This is a genomic window from Thiorhodococcus minor (assembly GCF_010820565.1).
Classification (GTDB): domain Bacteria; phylum Pseudomonadota; class Gammaproteobacteria; order Chromatiales; family Chromatiaceae; genus Thiorhodococcus; species Thiorhodococcus minor.
This window is the reverse complement of sequence record NZ_JAAIJQ010000003.1, coordinates 130,652-147,756: the sequence shown is the minus strand read 5'-3', so window position 1 is coordinate 147,756 and position 17,105 is coordinate 130,652. Positions and strand designations below refer to the sequence as shown.

Below are 17,105 nucleotides of genomic sequence, written 5' to 3'. Positions count from 1 at the left end.
TCGTCATCCTCGCCCGCTACCAAGGGCGGCGCATCAGCGACTGGGTCGACGCCATCGTGGAAGAGTGGATGGGGCTACGGGTGAACCGCGAGAAGACGCGCATCGTCACGCTCACCGAAGCGGGGGCGAGCCTGGACTTTCTCGGCTACACCTTTCGCTACGAGCCCGATCAGTTCGGACGTGCCAAGCGCTATCTGGCACGCTCGCCCAGTGCCAACGCCTGTGCGCGCGAGCGCGCGAAGCTGCGCACCCTGATCAGCACCAAGCGGGCCTTCCAGCCCGCCCCCGAGCTGATTGGCGCGGTCAATCAACAGGTCCGTGGATGGGCCAACTACTTTGGCCGTGGTCGCAGCCGTCCGGCGTTTCGCCGCATGAACTGGTTCCTCCAACAGCGCCTCGTGCGTCATCTCAAGCGTCGGAGTCAGCGCCCCTATCGGCCACCGCCGGGGGTGTCATGGTATGCCCATCTCTACAAACAACTGGGCTTGGTGCAGCTGTGACGGCTCGATTCCCCCGCGATAGCTTTGATGTGAAGACAGCAGGAAAGCGCAGTGCGGGAAATCTGCATGCTGCGTTTGACGAGGGGGGCCAGGGGCGACCCTGGCCTCTACTCTACCGGTTCCAATTGCCGAATCTAGGATCACCGATCCTCTCGGGTGTGCCAGAGGCGCAGCACGTAGATGTTCTCGCCGGAAATCTCATAGCGCACCTCGTACTGACCCACGAGCAACCGCCGGACCTCGCGCGGCTCGAACTGAAACAATTGCTCGCCGATTCGCGGATGCGCCAGCAGGTTGGTCGGTGCCTTGACGAGTGCCTGAACGGCGCGTGCCGCCGCCGGTTTGCTCACCACCGCCAAAAACGCGTGGAGCCGCGTCAGATCGGAGAGCGCCTTGCCGGTCCACTTCAGCTCCATCGGCGCGGGACGGGCAGCGGTTCATCCGCGTCCAGTCGATCAGCCCAGGCTTGAACGGCTTGGTGGTCGATGACTCGGCCTGCATCGACGTCGGCTAGGGCTTCCTGGGTGAGACGATCACGCTCTTCCTCGAGGGCGATCCAGGAGGAAAGCGCCTGCTTCATGATCCAACCGCGCGAGCGCTCTAGGCGGTCGGCCATTTGATCGACCTTCTCGGCCAGCGGAACAGGGACGTGCGCGGTCAATACCCGCGTTGCGGCTTTGGCCATCGGCTATCTCCTCGATCTTTCGGGTTGTGATTCACAATTAATCATATTGATTGAGCATGAATCTCGCAAGGAGGTGTCGAGTTGAGCTGTACTTCAACCTGACGACTGGGTCATGGCGAGGATTCAGACTTGACATTTATCTACCGTTAACGTGAGATAGATATATCTGACGTGAGCGGAAGATAATCACAAGCGCCTTTGTTACGGAGGACCTCTCATGCCCAGTGACGTGATGTTGCACTTCAAAGAAGCTCTGGATGCCAAGACCAAGAAACAGCTGGTCACCACCCTTGCGGAGCGGTTGGGTGTCTCCACCGAGGCTCACCAGTCCGCAAAGCCGCACCTGATGTTCTTTCCGACCGATCCCGTGCGCTCACCCCCACACCGCATCCTCGCGGCGGTGCGTGAGCAGGGCTACCAGGCCCAGATCGTCGATCTATGAGCCTGAAGATCGGCGCAATCGCACAGCCTCTGGGAACGACGGTGCGAACCCTGCGGTTCTACGAGGAGAACGGCTTACTGCATCCCGGCCGCACGCCCGGCTTCGTGATGCCAATCTCCTTTTACCACGGCTTCGAGGTGCCGCTCGATCAGGCGTCGATCATCGATTGGCCCAACCTCCGGCTGTAGGGTGGACAAGCGCAGCGCAGTCCACCAACACAGGCGCGGGATTCGGTGGACTTCGCTCTCGCTCGTCCACCCTACGGGTCCAACTGACGATCGAGGCCCTCGATCACCTCGGCCACCACCCCCGGCTTCAATGAGGCCCTGGCGAATAAGCCAGGGAAAGGACGACGAAGCCGAGACCGCCGACGAACTCCCTCTGCTTCAATGAGGCCCTGGCGAATAAGCCAGGGAAAGTTCCGAATCCGGATCTTATGCTCGCCCCCGTCCGAGCTTCAATGAGGCCCTGGCGAATAAGCCAGGGAAAGGGCCGAGGCCTCGGACCAGCTCGACGAGTCCGCGCAGCTTCAATGAGGCCCTGGCGAATAAGCCAGGGAAAGGCTGTCGCCATCTTGATCTCCCGAAGGTTTCACGTGGCTTCAATGAGGCCCTGGCGAATAAGCCAGGGAAAGGGAAGGGCAAGGAAGGTCAAGACGGCCCGGAGACTCGCTTCAATGAGGCCCTGGCGAATAAGCCAGGGAAAGGCCGCGCATAGGCCGGGGCCGTCAGCCGGTCGGCGTCGCTTCAATGAGGCCCTGGCGAATAAGCCAGGGAAAGTTCGCGCACCACGCGGGTCATGATGGTGCGCAGCTCGTGCTTCAATGAGGCCCTGGCGAATAAGCCAGGGAAAGGCTAGGCTTGAGCGTCCTGACTGGAGATCTCGACATGGCTTCAATGAGGCCCTGGCGAATAAGCCAGGGAAAGCCAGGAGGGCAACGACGATGCCAGCACCTGAGCTAGGCTTCAATGAGGCCCTGGCGAATAAGCCAGGGAAAGCAAGAATGCCGGGGCTTATCCGGATCGCATCCTGATGCTTCAATGAGGCCCTGGCGAATAAGCCAGGGAAAGACCACCTCGGTGCCCTCGACGAAGCGGCGCACGTTGAAGCTTCAATGAGGCCCTGGCGAATAAGCCAGGGAAAGAGTGAAAGCACCATGAAAAAAGTGTTCGCCATCACATCGCTTCAATGAGGCCCTGGCGAATAAGCCAGGGAAAGCGGGTGCGGGCCGGTGCGGGGCGGGCCTGGCATGACGCTTCAATGAGGCCCTGGCGAATAAGCCAGGGAAAGCTCGCTCCCATCCCCATCCCCCTCGGCCTGCAACTTGCTTCAATGAGGCCCTGGCGAATAAGCCAGGGAAAGGCCCCGATCCTGCGCCCCAGCAACATGACGCGCGGCGCTTCAATGAGGCCCTGGCGAATAAGCCAGGGAAAGACGGAGACGCCGAATGGTGATCGGCACTTCAAGTGTCCGCTTCAATGAGGCCCTGGCGAATAAGCCAGGGAAAGGTTCAGCACCCCGCGCACAAGCGCCCCTTCCGCCCGGCTTCAATGAGGCCCTGGCGAATAAGCCAGGGAAAGCACAACAGCAGCGCGAACGCGGTCACGGTCAACGCCACGCTTCAATGAGGCCCTGGCGAATAAGCCAGGGAAAGATCTCCCCCTGGTCGAACCCGGTAAGCGTCAGGTCGCTTCAATGAGGCCCTGGCGAATAAGCCAGGGAAAGGCGCACGTTCAGACCGCCCAGGCGGTCGCGGACCTGCGCTTCAATGAGGCCCTGGCGAATAAGCCAGGGAAAGAGCGAGGCGATCCCTCGGGCATTCGCGCGCGCTCCGGGCTTCAATGAGGCCCTGGCGAATAAGCCAGGGAAAGATGGGCTGACCTGGCCGACGCAGTACAGCGACCCCATGCTTCAATGAGGCCCTGGCGAATAAGCCAGGGAAAGTCAGGGGAGATCAAGCTCCAGTCCATCACCCTCTATGCTTCAATGAGGCCCTGGCGAATAAGCCAGGGAAAGCCCGGGATGCCGTCGACGGCGAGCCGCTGGGACTGTTGGCTTCAATGAGGCCCTGGCGAATAAGCCAGGGAAAGTCCACTGTCTTGAGATAGCTCACCCCGAGCACGTCCATGCTTCAATGAGGCCCTGGCGAATAAGCCAGGGAAAGCGGGCAAACCTATAAGACCTTCATGCGTGCAGGCACGCTTCAATGAGGCCCTGGCGAATAAGCCAGGGAAAGGCCGCAACGCCGCGAGCGGCAGACCCGTCCTGCTCGGCTTCAATGAGGCCCTGGCGAATAAGCCAGGGAAAGATCCTCATGCTCTCTGAACTAGAAGTCGACAAAGTCGCTTCAATGAGGCCCTGGCGAATAAGCCAGGGAAAGGGTGTGCAGATGGAGCTGTACCTCCTGGCCCGCCTCGCTTCAATGAGGCCCTGGCGAATAAGCCAGGGAAAGGTGACGTGGTCGGTCATCATTGCATCACCTCCTTGGCGCTTCAATGAGGCCCTGGCGAATAAGCCAGGGAAAGAGCCGCCCGGTGTTCACTGGCCGCTCCCGCGCATCGCTTCAATGAGGCCCTGGCGAATAAGCCAGGGAAAGACCCAGTCCCAGGGGCGAGTAGAGGGCGTTGATGTGGCTTCAATGAGGCCCTGGCGAATAAGCCAGGGAAAGGATGCCCGGCGCAACCGGCGCGGACGCGGCCACCGGCTTCAATGAGGCCCTGGCGAATAAGCCAGGGAAAGCCAGCGCTTCGGCACGCCCTCGATCTGACACCGCACCGCTTCAATGAGGCCCTGGCGAATAAGCCAGGGAAAGTGCCGGAGCCGCGCAAGCGCATCCGCTGGATCACGCGCGCTTCAATGAGGCCCTGGCGAATAAGCCAGGGAAAGCAGGCCGGCCAAGAGCTCCCGCGTACCACGGGCGTGCTTCAATGAGGCCCTGGCGAATAAGCCAGGGAAAGCACGCGAAGAAGTACGGTGCCCGCTGGGACCCGCAGCTTCAATGAGGCCCTGGCGAATAAGCCAGGGAAAGACTGCATGCCTCGCTTCTTTTCGCGCTGGTAGCCAGGGCTTCAATGAGGCCCTGGCGAATAAGCCAGGGAAAGTCAGAGACCTCAGGGAGATCCTCATCGCGGTAGCGTGCTTCAATGAGGCCCTGGCGAATAAGCCAGGGAAAGCCCGTAGACGACGGTATAGGCGGTCTGTGCTTTGTCGCTTCAATGAGGCCCTGGCGAATAAGCCAGGGAAAGGGGCATGCCGCCATCTCCTGCGGCTTCCCATCCTTGGCTTCAATGAGGCCCTGGCGAATAAGCCAGGGAAAGTCCACGAAGCGCTGAGTCTACCAACCACGCACACACCAGCTTCAATGAGGCCCTGGCGAATAAGCCAGGGAAAGGTTCACATCGAGCACTGAGTTCCAGGTCATTGGCGAGCTTCAATGAGGCCCTGGCGAATAAGCCAGGGAAAGTTCCAAACGGGATGCAGTTGTACCAGGCTGCTCATCCGCTTCAATGAGGCCCTGGCGAATAAGCCAGGGAAAGCAAAGAGCGGTATGCTACGGAGGGCGCCGTCGGCTGCGCGCTTCAATGAGGCCCTGGCGAATAAGCCAGGGAAAGCGCGGGTTGGCACGCGGATCGTCCTGCAAACCGACAAGGCTTCAATGAGGCCCTGGCGAATAAGCCAGGGAAAGGGGGATTTCCCGGCCATCTCCCAGGCCATCACCCTAGCTTCAATGAGGCCCTGGCGAATAAGCCAGGGAAAGCAGATCTCCGGCTCCGACATCGTCGTCGGCCTTTACGCTTCAATGAGGCCCTGGCGAATAAGCCAGGGAAAGGGCCTACTGCGGAGAGATTCCGAGCGCCAAGCCGGGGCTTCAATGAGGCCCTGGCGAATAAGCCAGGGAAAGAATTGGCGTGGCCTTGGAACTGCCCTATGAGGTGCTGACAGCTTCAATGAGGCCCTGGCGAATAAGCCAGGGAAAGGGCGGGGATGGCTCGGCTCAGCGCAACAGTGACGGAGCTTCAATGAGGCCCTGGCGAATAAGCCAGGGAAAGCAGACACGGCGCTCGCTGCGCTGAAGAGGAAGAAAAAGCTTCAATGAGGCCCTGGCGAATAAGCCAGGGAAAGTCAAGAAGGCGGCCGTCAAGGCACTGGACAAGCAGAAGCTTCAATGAGGCCCTGGCGAATAAGCCAGGGAAAGCCGAGTCCGAGCGCCTGAATCTGATCGCTCAGGAGCGCTTCAATGAGGCCCTGGCGAATAAGCCAGGGAAAGCCGGCTGTCCCGGTCGGTCGCGACCGGCAGCCCCTGGCTTCAATGAGGCCCTGGCGAATAAGCCAGGGAAAGGCAGATATACAAGTTTGGGTCACGTTCAATCAACCAGCTTCAATGAGGCCCTGGCGAATAAGCCAGGGAAAGGACGCCATGCTGAGAGCATGAACGCTGTCCAGCTCATGCTTCAATGAGGCCCTGGCGAATAAGCCAGGGAAAGGGTGCTGCCCTGCGCGCACTGCGGCGATATCGATCGCTTCAATGAGGCCCTGGCGAATAAGCCAGGGAAAGTGGGCGTCAATGGCGCTACTTCATCGTGGTCTAGTAGCTTCAATGAGGCCCTGGCGAATAAGCCAGGGAAAGCAAGAGCTGGAGGCGGTTGATCGCACAATCGCACAGGCTTCAATGAGGCCCTGGCGAATAAGCCAGGGAAAGGAGGGGGTTTGGGCGGTTCCACAGATGGACGACTATGCTTCAATGAGGCCCTGGCGAATAAGCCAGGGAAAGGCTCGCGGCGATCCAGCGTGTGACCTGCAGACAGGTGCTTCAATGAGGCCCTGGCGAATAAGCCAGGGAAAGGAACGGCCTCCGGGCGGCACTTCGCACTACGGCCCAGCTTCAATGAGGCCCTGGCGAATAAGCCAGGGAAAGGAGCGTGGTCATCCAGGATGTCAAGCAACTCCTCGAGCTTCAATGAGGCCCTGGCGAATAAGCCAGGGAAAGAGCTGGGCGCCTGTTGAGCGGCTGTTGCAATCCTTGGCTTCAATGAGGCCCTGGCGAATAAGCCAGGGAAAGTGGCAGAAACGGATTCCTCGCCCCACCAGCTGTCGCGCTTCAATGAGGCCCTGGCGAATAAGCCAGGGAAAGTCCTTGGTGTGGGACGTCTCCGCAGGCGCCTTCGACGAGCTTCAATGAGGCCCTGGCGAATAAGCCAGGGAAAGCCCAGCGTCAAGCCCGATGGCGGGAGCGGATAGCCGAGCTTCAATGAGGCCCTGGCGAATAAGCCAGGGAAAGTTGTCGGCGCATCGGATGATTCTGCGGCCGGGGATGAGCTTCAATGAGGCCCTGGCGAATAAGCCAGGGAAAGCCCTTGGCTTGCTCAGTGTGCGCCACGTGCTCGGATCGGCTTCAATGAGGCCCTGGCGAATAAGCCAGGGAAAGAAAACCGATGACGCCGCATCCCACGCCATGAACGAGCTTCAATGAGGCCCTGGCGAATAAGCCAGGGAAAGGGGGATGCTCTTGACCGCAATCAGTACGGCACGCTTGCTTCAATGAGGCCCTGGCGAATAAGCCAGGGAAAGGAGGAGAGAGGAGAGAGGAGAGAGAGAGTAGGCCCTGCTTCAATGAGGCCCTGGCGAATAAGCCAGGGAAAGCCCCGCTGTCCCCATAGGCAGTTAGGGCACCACTGGGCTTCAATGAGGCCCTGGCGAATAAGCCAGGGAAAGCGCCACGCAACATTGCTCAGAGCATTGGCGGGCTCCGCTTCAATGAGGCCCTGGCGAATAAGCCAGGGAAAGGATCACGCCAAGTTCGCCTCGATCATGGTCAACACAGTGCTTCAATGAGGCCCTGGCGAATAAGCCAGGGAAAGAAGAACGTCTATGGCACCGGCTGGGCCGTGGTGAAGGGCGCTTCAATGAGGCCCTGGCGAATAAGCCAGGGAAAGGGCGGGAGGCGGTTGGTTTACCTGGGATTACGCGCGAGCTTCAATGAGGCCCTGGCGAATAAGCCAGGGAAAGCACACGCAACGAGGAAAGAATCGCCCACCACATGGGCTTCAATGAGGCCCTGGCGAATAAGCCAGGGAAAGTACTGCCCGGTCGCGTCAACGCCCAAGGCCTGCGCGTGCTTCAATGAGGCCCTGGCGAATAAGCCAGGGAAAGGGAGTTGCAGCAAACCACGGCATGCCTAACAAGTGGCGGCTTCAATGAGGCCCTGGCGAATAAGCCAGGGAAAGCGTGCTCCCCTGCGCGTAGTCAAGGATGTCGGCCTTGCTTCAATGAGGCCCTGGCGAATAAGCCAGGGAAAGTCGAGCTTGCGGACGACATACGTCTTATCCACCAACTCCTGCTTCAATGAGGCCCTGGCGAATAAGCCAGGGAAAGGCTCGGCGCCTTGACCGCATTCACCACGATGTCGCTGCTTCAATGAGGCCCTGGCGAATAAGCCAGGGAAAGCCTCGCATCGGATTCCAGGGCACGCCTCACTCACCGCGCTTCAATGAGGCCCTGGCGAATAAGCCAGGGAAAGAGCGCCGCACAGGACGGCACGCAATCCATTAACGCGCTTCAATGAGGCCCTGGCGAATAAGCCAGGGAAAGCAGGTGCTCGATACCGAGATTCGCGGCGCCAATGGCTCGCTTCAATGAGGCCCTGGCGAATAAGCCAGGGAAAGCGGATGGCGCCGCTGATGCGGTGACCGCAGCCTTCGCAGCTTCAATGAGGCCCTGGCGAATAAGCCAGGGAAAGTCGGCAGTCTCGGCAGTCTCGGCAAGAGAGAGAAAAGCTTCAATGAGGCCCTGGCGAATAAGCCAGGGAAAGACTCCGGTGTTATTTACGACGGCTTTGGGTCGACAGCGCTTCAATGAGGCCCTGGCGAATAAGCCAGGGAAAGCCGGCCTACATGCTGATGATGTCCTGGTGATCTACGACGCTTCAATGAGGCCCTGGCGAATAAGCCAGGGAAAGGACCAGCTTGACAGGATGTCGCGCTCCATCCGCATGCTTCAATGAGGCCCTGGCGAATAAGCCAGGGAAAGCGGGCTGCGCGGGCTGGCCTGGAAGTGGCGCGTGGAGCTTCAATGAGGCCCTGGCGAATAAGCCAGGGAAAGTCTATTGCCGAGACTGCCGAGACTGCCGATACCTAGCTTCAATGAGGCCCTGGCGAATAAGCCAGGGAAAGTCAGGACTCACCGCACATGCGCTTGGCTAGACCAATAGCTTCAATGAGGCCCTGGCGAATAAGCCAGGGAAAGCCGAGGGGCTGCACTGAAACGGCTTGCCGGAGTGCCGGCTTCAATGAGGCCCTGGCGAATAAGCCAGGGAAAGCGTGGGCGTTACTGATGGGGCTCGAAACCAGCGACCGCTTCAATGAGGCCCTGGCGAATAAGCCAGGGAAAGAGCCGAGGCCGAGCGGGCTGTACAGGGCGTTGATGTGGCTTCAATGAGGCCCTGGCGAATAAGCCAGGGAAAGCGGGTCTCATCATTCTGCGACGGCAACGCAACTTGCGCTTCAATGAGGCCCTGGCGAATAAGCCAGGGAAAGTCGAAGGTAAAGCTTCGTCCTGGCGCGCCGTAGAATGGCTTCAATGAGGCCCTGGCGAATAAGCCAGGGAAAGGGCGCGCTGGTGTGGGACAAGACCATCGGGGCATGGGTCGCTTCAATGAGGCCCTGGCGAATAAGCCAGGGAAAGCCGGCCGCGTTTGACCACGGCCGCGTCGAAGACGAGCTTCAATGAGGCCCTGGCGAATAAGCCAGGGAAAGGACGCTGAAGAGGCTGGACAATGCATGAGCGGCTGCGCTTCAATGAGGCCCTGGCGAATAAGCCAGGGAAAGAAGCCTTCACCACCTGGACCAACGAATTCAGCCCTGCTTCAATGAGGCCCTGGCGAATAAGCCAGGGAAAGGGACTCCGTTCGGGGCCAGCAGGGACGCGGTCAGCGGTGGAAGCCGCGAGACCTGAGCGGATGCTCGATCAGGTGTGGCCGCTGTCTGCTCAGACTGCTTGAGCATAATCTTGAAATTCACTGATTGTCAAAGAACTTGGTGCTGCGAGCGCTACCGGGCTTTTTGTCGGCACACGAGCGCTCGCACGCATGGGGCAGCGGTGGCGATGTGCATTGGCGTTGGCTGAAAGGGCGGTCTTGTTGACGCTGGATTCAGACGATGATCGGGTCTTGCTCGATTGGTGTGAAGCCCGTTTTTCCTAAGCTGACGACGCGAGGCAGCACATGGTCTGCCTGCCCGAAGTCGAGCGACAGAACATGATCCTCCGAATGGTGGATGATCCCATCCAGCAGCGCGATGAGCTCGGCGTGCTGTTGAGGTGTGAGCCTACACTGAAAGACCGATAGCTGAACCCATTCGCCGAACCCTTTCATGAGCTTGAAGACCCGGCGCCAGCGCTTCTGGTCCGAGATGTCATAGGTCACGATGTAGAGCTTCTGGTCCATCTCCTGGTGCCTCCTCAGCGCGGCGTGAAGCTGGGGTAGTGATCGAGCTCGCCGAGCAGGTGTCGAGCAAGCAGTCGCGCCTGGACTTCCAGGAGCCGACGATAGCTGAGCCGATAGCCAAGAATCGGGTGCGTGACTTCTTGTGCGAGCCGCCGCTCGAAGGTGCCGATGAAGCGTTTGCGTCCGTCATTGGTCAGGTTGACGCTGCCGGCCGCTTGGACGAAATCCGTCGGCCGGACCTCGCCGTTGTTGATGGCCTGGATGACGGCGGAGTCGCCGAGCAGGGGGCGAAACGGCTCCATCAGGTCCAGCGATAGGGCCGGGCGACCGTAGCGTGGCTGATGGTAGAAGCCGAGGTAGGGATCGAGCCCCACGCTGGAGAGGACCACGGTCCAGCTGCGCGTCAGAAGACCGTAGGCATAGGAGAGGAGGGCATTGACCGGATCCGTCGGCGGGCGGCGGTTTCGGGTGCGAAAGTCGAAGCTCAGGGTCTCGCCGTCTCCCGGTGGCTTGATGAGGTTGGATAAGGCGCCGAAATAGCGAGCGGCGGCGGTGCCCTCGATCCCGAGCAGCGAGCTGAGATCGTCGGTGCGCTGCGCCCGTCGGATGTCGCTATTGAGGTCTTCGAGTAGCGCCATCGGCGCTCCACCAGCGGTCTTCCAGTTGCGCCGCAGCATGGTTCTTGCATTGCGGATCTTGGCCTCGACGAGTCCCTTGGCGAGTCTCAGGCAGAGCGCAGGATCGTCGGCATGGCGGAACTGCGCACGGCGCAGCTCGACATTCTTGTGTCCGGTGCCAAAGGTGTGGCCCATGAACCAGCCGCCGTGGCTGTGCCAGGTGACGGGGATGTTGCGGCGCATCAGCTCCTGCAGTGCTGGCGTGGTGAGGTAGATGTTGCCGAATAGGGCGAGCTGGGAGACGTCGATGAGGCGCGCGCTCTGGACCTTGTTGTCGTCGATGAAGACTTCCAGCCGCTCTCCGGCCTTGGTGACCTTGGCGTGAAAGGCTTGGACGTACATGGGCATGGCTGTATCCGCGCCTACGGCGAGCGGTCGGGGCGCAATGTTGGCACCCCGAAAGAAGCTGATCTCGTCTGGCAGGCAGATGCCGACGAGCGAGCAGCGGGCGCACTTCGGACTGTCCTCCAGCGGCGGCGGGATCTGTCCTCCCGCGGCGACGAATCTCAGCCCGTCGATGGTCCGCCGGGTCAGGTCGCGCAGCTCCTCGTCCAGCTCGACACGGACGCGCTCGCGGCTCGCGACATAGTAGAGGGCGCCTTCGGTGCAGTCGTAGCCATGCTCGCCCAGGATCATGCCCTGCACGCAGAGCTGGACGCGCTCCGGGTCATAGGCGCCGTGCGCCACGTGCGGACGCTTGCCCCGTTTGTAATCCACTGGTGTGACGCGGCTCCCTTCGCCCTCGATCAGATCCATCTTGGCGATGAGTCCGAGCCGGTTCGATGAGAGGGTGATCGAGCGGGCGTGGATCTTCTCTTCCGGCTCGGCCGCTTCGGCCGGCGGCAGCGTTCCGCCAGGCCGGTCGACCCTGCGGTGGGCGTGACGGCCCTCGACCGTGTCCGCCGAGTCGTCCCACTCCCCCTGCACCCATTCGAGGTAGGCCAACCGGGGGCAGTAGCAGAATTCGTTGATCATCCGCGCCGGCAGCAGCGGGACATCCCGCACCATCTCCGGGAAGGGTAGCTCTAGCTCCATCTGCTCCGGAATCGCATCCTTGGTCATGGCTTCCTCCCCAGCGGCCTGACTGGCGGTATGGCTGATCGGCGACGGCTCAGGGCGGAGCGTCGCCTCCATTGAATCGGTTCCGACGTATCCGACGCGTACACGCAATTAACGACTGAGAGCATAGAATCTTGACGAAGAAACGCGATCCACCGCCCAGGACCGGATCCGTTGAGACCTGCGCCGGATCTTAGATCGGGTCGCCCGCTCGATCCGTGGGAGCGGTGCCCCGCCGCGACTGGGACGGTCGGAGCAGGCGTCGTTGCGTCGGAGCGGCCCTCCCACCCAGTGCCGGTCTAAGGCGATTTCACGAAATCATCCGACCGGCCGTTCAGTCACTCCGAAAATGAGTGACGGGATGAGGACAAGGAGCTTTCCGGCGATCCTTTCTCCGGCCCCTGGCTCAAGTATCGCCCGCAAGCGGTCTCCTACTGAGACGGCGCGCTAGGGCCCGCTTGCGGGCGACTGGTAAGCGGCTTCTCGGAAATCGCCTTAGCCGAATCCCTGGATCCGATGATTCTGCGCGCGCCCCCATTCGAACCGCTTGGTGTTGTCGTATTTACAACGCTTTGGGGCCTTGCTACGGTGGCCACACGAAGGCTGAGCTCATTCAAAAGCGGCGCTTCGATCTGGCTGACGATCGTTTCGCGGATGTGTCCATTTGGAAGCTCCCCGTGCCGCTGGCTGGCTGCGCGCATCCCTTCAAGTATCGCTTGGCCCTCGTCGTGGATGGGGTTTGCGTGCTGCGCTATGACAACGAGGCCGGCAAGGGCGATCACAAGCACATTGGTGGTCGGGAAGCCCCATTGCGTTTCGCGGATCTCGACCAACTGATCGACGACTTCTGGGCGGACGTGAGCCAGGCTTGAGGAGACCGAGATGACGACACTCACCATCGACGTGGCCGACTTGGATTCGGTCAAAGACAGCATGAAGGCCGCCTTTCGGGGCGAGCCCCAAGGCTGTTCCTATAGTTTCCGCAGCGAGGAGCGGCTGCTCTCCATCCTCACGGCCAATCGCTGGGCCATCCTCAAGGCGCTCACGGGCGCCGGTCCGCTCGGCGTGCGCGAGCTGGCGCGACGGGTCGGGCGAGACGTGAAGGGCGTGCACACGGACACTCAGCTACTTGCCAACTGCGGACTCATCGACAAGACCGAGGATGGCAAGCTGCACCTGCCCTATGACGAAGTGCGGGTGCAGCTGGTGGCGAAGGCGGCGGCTTAGCTCGTGCGCTGCTTGATCTGGTCTCGACGAGAGTGGTGCCTAGCTGCAAGCTTGCCGTCGCGCTGGGGCTGCGTCTCCAATAGCCCCTTCATACAGGTATAGCCATCCCGAAATTGCGGAACTTGCCCTGTGTAATCCGCTTGCAGCGAAAGACTTCTACGATTCCGTGGCGCACCAGCCCGTCACGGTTCGGCTCGCTGGCTTGAAGCTCCGCGAGTGCCAGCACGGACCGGATGGTATCGACCGTCAGATCGCCTTCCCAAATTGGCCATGTCCAGAGGGTCCCGCTTCCCCGCCGGGCGCGGAAGCCGGTCGTTTCCAGGGCGGTGTGCCGCGGAGCTGTCGGAAACAGCGGAAGCGCCTCGATCGCCAGGCGGTTTGCACCCCATACGCTCCCTGTTTGCTTGCGCTCGCGGTCGCCGCTCGGATTTTGCCAACGTAAGGCATAGCGCACGTCGTCCATTGGGTCCCAGCGCATGGTGTGCTTTTCGACTGGATCGTCGTAGCGCCACGCATGGAAGAGCGCCTTTTCTAGATGCTCGACTTTCGTGTCCTCGATGAAGGTGCGGATGGAGCCCAGGAAATGCTGGTGCCCCGAGCCGTTCATGGTCCGAAAGGCTGTGTCCGCGATCTTCCCGGTCGGTTTGCCGTTCAGCTTGGATTGAACGCTCTCGCTCCCGAAGGCGGCCATGAAATCGGCGAAGTCTCGCTGCTCTGGCGTGGCACTCTGCTGGGCCAGCACGGCCTTCTGCCTGAAGTCCGCGCAGTCGAGACTCAGGTTGTCTCCCAGGTTGACCGCGGGGTTTGCGGACAGGGTCTTCAGCTGGGCGTCCAGGCCGGCAAGCAAGTCCTCTCGGGTCAAGGGTCGATCGAGACTCAAGGTCGGTCGCCAAGCGCCCTGGCTTTGGTGCCAGGAGAGCCTGGCTGCGTCGTGCGGGAAGGAGCGGTCGCAGGCGGCGACCGTCCCGAGCGCGGCCATGAATCCGAGCGGATTGCTGCCATGGATTCCATCCAGGTCGAATCCTGTCATGTCAGTGCCTCCGTTTCGCTGCGTCGATGGTCGGCCAGGCGCAGAATGGCCTCCAGCCAGGCGGATCCCCACCAGCCGTACCGGCGCGTCTGCAGCCAGAAGCGCTCGGCGACTCCGGATTCCAGGCGCTCCAGCCCAGTGGGGCCGTCGTATGTCAGCCGATGTCCGAGTAGCTCGACCTCGATGATTGGTGGGTCCGGGTCAGGGACCACCGGGGCGAATGGCCGGCAATGGCCATGATGGCTGGCAATGAGGTGCAGTATCAGGCTGCGGAGCGGATCGTCCGGAGCCGGCAACAAGGCACCCTCGGCCGACTCCGCCAGCCGAACCGACAGCAGCTCATGCCGGCTGCCCTTGGGATACCCGGAGGCCAGGCGGGCCTGCTCGAACGCTTGGCCGCTCTGCGGTAGCTCTCCGGACTTGGCGAGCAGCACGCCTTTGATCCACGGATTGCCGTTGTGCAGCAGTGCCTGAAACCGCGGGTCGGCCTTGCCGAGGTCGTGTAGCAGGCCGGCCCGCTCGATGGCTTCGACCAGTGCGGCCGGGAGCTGGCAGCCAGCCGCGAAGCGGCGGGCGTAGACGGCGACCCCGGCGAGGTGCGCCTTGGGCTCAGCCTCGAGCTCCTCCGGCTCCGGTAGCAAGGGGACGGCTCGCGTGCTGGACGCGATGGCGTCGTCCTCGTCAGTGAAGCGCTCGGCCTCGCCCATGTATGCCGGCAATAGCCGGCGGCCATTCAGGACGACTCCGCGATCCGGATGGCGCAGCAGGGCGCGTCTCAGCTCGCGGCGCTTGAGCTTGGTGAAATGGGCCGCTGCGTCTTGCAGCCACTGCCAGCCCGACGCCGGCTCCTGCTCAGCCAGGGCTGAGAGAACCGAAACGAGGTCGTCGAGGAAGCCATCCGGATCCTCCTCCATCTCCTCTTCAGGCTGCTCCAGAAGCTGCATCATCGCCGCCTTGGCCGTGTATTCGTCGGGCCAGGCGCGGACGAGCGCCGGGTGTAGTCGCAGCAGCGCCTTCGCGCGTGCGCGCAAGTGGGCTTGGTCGCCGAGGTCCAGGGACACATGCTCGGCGTCCTCGTCAGGCACCTGCCCGAGCATCTTGCGCCCGTCAAGCGCGCTTGGGATCACTAGGACGTCCCCGGGCCGCAGAGTCGCGCCCTGCTTCATGATCTCGGCGGGCTCTGGCTCCCGTCGGCCAAGCCACCTCAGCGCGCGTCTGCCCATAGGGCGGCTCTGGCCGGACCCGGCGGCCAGATCTGGATTCGCGCCTTCGATGTCCGAGCTGTCGTCGTCGTCCTCGCCGTCCAGCCAGTGCCGCATGACGCCGATTGGAACTGGGAGGGATTCCGCCACGGAAGGGGGGCAGAGGATAAGGGCGTCTCTCGCTTGGCGCTGGGCGCTCTCAGAGTCCAGCGAGAGATCCGCTCGCCAGCAGACGCGCACGTCCGCCGTGCCGCGATCCGTTCCGTGCAGGAAGAGCGCGACCTCCGGGACTGGCGTCGGCTCCGGGCTGGTCTGGACCCAGGCGTCTAAGTGGCTCGGCAGCAGAACGGGCGCGTCAGGTGCGGGCGCATTCAGTCCTTCGCCCTCGTTGCCCATGAGTGCTTCGGCGTCCAAGTGGGCGATGCCGAAATCCAAGACGCCTGCCTCACCCGCCAGGCTCTCCAGCGTGCTCCACGTCTTGGCAATGGCAGCGCCATAGACAGGATCTTCCGCGTCTGACTTGGCTTGATCCTCGCGCACCAGGATGACGGCCTCGGCGCCGAGCGGACAGCCCGATGCGTCTCGCCCGGCGAGCTCGCGTCCCATCCGGTTGAGGCGGCCGAAGCGCTGGCGCAGGGCATCGAGACTCGCGCATTCGGAGACCAGGGCATCGAAGTCTAGGTCGGCGCCGACCTCGAGCGTTTGCGTCGCGACGACGAAGACCGGCTTCGTGAATGAGCGCTCGGGAGCCGCCGCGGAGGTCAATACCCTCAGCTTCTCGCCGAGCACCCGATCACGGTCGAGCGGTCGCATGCGCCCGGTCAGCAGGATGGCCTCGCCGCCGTGCTTCTTGCAGAAGTCTTGCAGCAGGCGGTGGGTCTCGCGGGCGGTGGCGACGCGATTCACGAAGACGACGATGGCCTTGCGCGGTCCGGTCGCCAATTCCAGTGCCTGGGCCGCTAGCTCTTTGGCCAAGCGCTTGAAGGCCGTCTTGCCGGAAGCGCTGGATTGGATCAGGCGGGTGGGTTTGCGGGCGAGCTGGCGTCTGCCGAGGGGATGCTCCGGATCTCTCGGCTGCTCCGACGTATCCCGAAAGGTGTCGTCTGCGGCCTTCCCCGGAGGCGTCGCGGACAGGACGACAGGATAGAAGGGTGTCCGCAATTGAGCCTCGGCCCAGGTCCGATACTTGGCGACGGCCCTTAGGGTTTGCAGGAAGGGGCGGGCGCAGTGGGCCTCGTCGAGCAGGATCAAGCTATCGTTGCCGGTCAATCCCGCATAGACCGGCCACATGCCGGAGCCGCGACCATAGGCGCGAAATAGCAGCCTTGAGCCGAGCTGATCGACGGTCGAGGCGACGACCAGGGGCTGCAATGGACTGCGCGCCCAGGCTTCGGAGCGATACATGCCGCCGCGTAGCTCGAAGACTTCGAGCGGCGAGGGGGCTTGATTCGAGCCGCCGGGGCCGCTGGCGAGGGCTCGCAGGCTTTCCGCGACCTGCGCGACGATGGGGGTCTTGGGGCTTCGGAGCGCAGCGGCCAGCTTTCGCGCGCGGTCGAAGGCTTCGTCCACGATGACACGTCGATCCACGACGAAGAAGATGCGTCGCGGGGCCGTGAGCGGCTGCTCGGCCCCGAGACCTGCAGCTTGGGCCGCGAGGGCGAATACGGCAATGTCGATACAGGCGGTCTTCCCCGCCGCCGTCGGCAAGGCGATCGACTGTGGCCAGGGCGACGCGTCGTTGGTGAGAACGCGCTCGGCAAGGGCCGTCTGCCAGGCGAAGGGCCGCTTGTCCCAAACGGCTTCGAAGAACGCGGCGAATCCATTGGTCAGGCTTGCATCCATG

Annotated in this window: 11 protein-coding genes and 1 CRISPR repeat array; of the genes, 5 read left to right on the top strand and 6 right to left on the bottom strand. The window is 62.1% G+C overall.

The annotated features are described in order from the left end of the window. A partial coding sequence (locus G3446_RS01990) for a group II intron maturase-specific domain-containing protein (protein WP_209262215.1) occupies window positions 1–500 on the top strand: 500 nt, incomplete at its 5' end. Window positions 501–640: 140 nt separating this feature from the next. On the opposite strand, the gene G3446_RS01985 is transcribed toward G3446_RS01990, so the two are convergent. After that, on the bottom strand, window positions 641–916 hold the full coding sequence (locus G3446_RS01985) for a type II toxin-antitoxin system RelE/ParE family toxin (protein WP_164450717.1): 276 nt from the start codon (window positions 914–916) through the stop codon (window positions 641–643). Next, on the bottom strand, window positions 907–1,185 hold the full coding sequence (locus G3446_RS01980; protein ID WP_164450716.1) for a CopG family ribbon-helix-helix protein: 279 nt from the start codon (window positions 1,183–1,185) through the stop codon (window positions 907–909). The genes G3446_RS01985 and G3446_RS01980 overlap by 10 nt, the downstream gene beginning before the upstream one ends. Window positions 1,186–1,402: 217 nt before the next feature. Between G3446_RS01980 and G3446_RS01975 the strand changes: the two genes are divergently transcribed. After that, a complete protein-coding gene (locus G3446_RS01975) occupies window positions 1,403–1,627 on the top strand; it encodes a hypothetical protein (RefSeq protein ID WP_164450715.1) in 225 nt (74 codons plus the stop codon). Continuing rightward, entirely contained in the window at window positions 1,624–1,815 is a 192-nt protein-coding gene (locus G3446_RS27910) for a MerR family transcriptional regulator (RefSeq protein ID WP_245232242.1), read from the top strand. Before G3446_RS01975 ends, G3446_RS27910 begins: the two co-directional genes overlap by 4 nt. A 124-nt stretch (window positions 1,816–1,939) precedes the next feature. Further along, window positions 1,940–9,521: direct repeats of the CRISPR family, unit length 36 nt; unit sequence GCTTCAATGAGGCCCTGGCGAATAAGCCAGGGAAAG. Between the two features lie 252 nt (window positions 9,522–9,773). Here the strand turns inward: G3446_RS27910 and cas2 are convergent. Together cas2 and cas4g/cas1g are read right to left on the bottom strand one after the other, a co-directional pair. Beyond that, entirely contained in the window at window positions 9,774–10,067 is a 294-nt protein-coding gene (gene cas2, locus G3446_RS01965; RefSeq protein ID WP_164450714.1) for a CRISPR-associated endonuclease Cas2, read from the bottom strand. A gap of 14 nt (window positions 10,068–10,081) precedes the next feature. Further along, window positions 10,082–11,806, bottom strand: a complete 1,725-nt coding sequence (gene cas4g/cas1g, locus G3446_RS01960) for a CRISPR-associated endonuclease Cas4g/Cas1g (RefSeq protein ID WP_164450713.1) — start codon at window positions 11,804–11,806, stop codon at window positions 10,082–10,084. Between the two features lie 653 nt (window positions 11,807–12,459). Here cas4g/cas1g and G3446_RS29415 point away from each other — a divergent pair. Further along, window positions 12,460–12,675: a toxin-antitoxin system TumE family protein gene (locus G3446_RS29415; protein WP_483414732.1), complete on the top strand. Its 216-nt coding sequence runs from the start codon at window positions 12,460–12,462 to the stop codon at window positions 12,673–12,675. A gap of 10 nt (window positions 12,676–12,685) precedes the next feature. Next, window positions 12,686–13,030 carry an HVO_A0114 family putative DNA-binding protein gene (locus G3446_RS01950; RefSeq protein WP_164450711.1) on the top strand — a complete coding sequence of 115 codons (345 nt, stop codon included), beginning with the start codon at window positions 12,686–12,688 and terminating at the stop codon, window positions 13,028–13,030. 88 nt (window positions 13,031–13,118) lie between these two features. Here the strand turns inward: G3446_RS01950 and G3446_RS01945 are convergent, their stop codons facing one another. Together G3446_RS01945 and cas3g are read right to left on the bottom strand one after the other, a co-directional pair. Continuing rightward, entirely contained in the window at window positions 13,119–14,060 is a 942-nt protein-coding gene (locus G3446_RS01945) for a type I-G CRISPR-associated protein, Cas3-extension family (RefSeq protein WP_164450710.1), read from the bottom strand. Continuing rightward, window positions 14,057–17,104 (bottom strand): type I-G CRISPR-associated helicase/endonuclease Cas3g, encoded by a 3,048-nt coding sequence (gene cas3g / locus G3446_RS01940; RefSeq protein ID WP_164450709.1) that lies wholly within the window; start codon window positions 17,102–17,104, stop codon window positions 14,057–14,059. The genes G3446_RS01945 and cas3g overlap by 4 nt, the downstream gene beginning before the upstream one ends. Between the last annotated feature and the right edge of the window lies 1 nt (window position 17,105).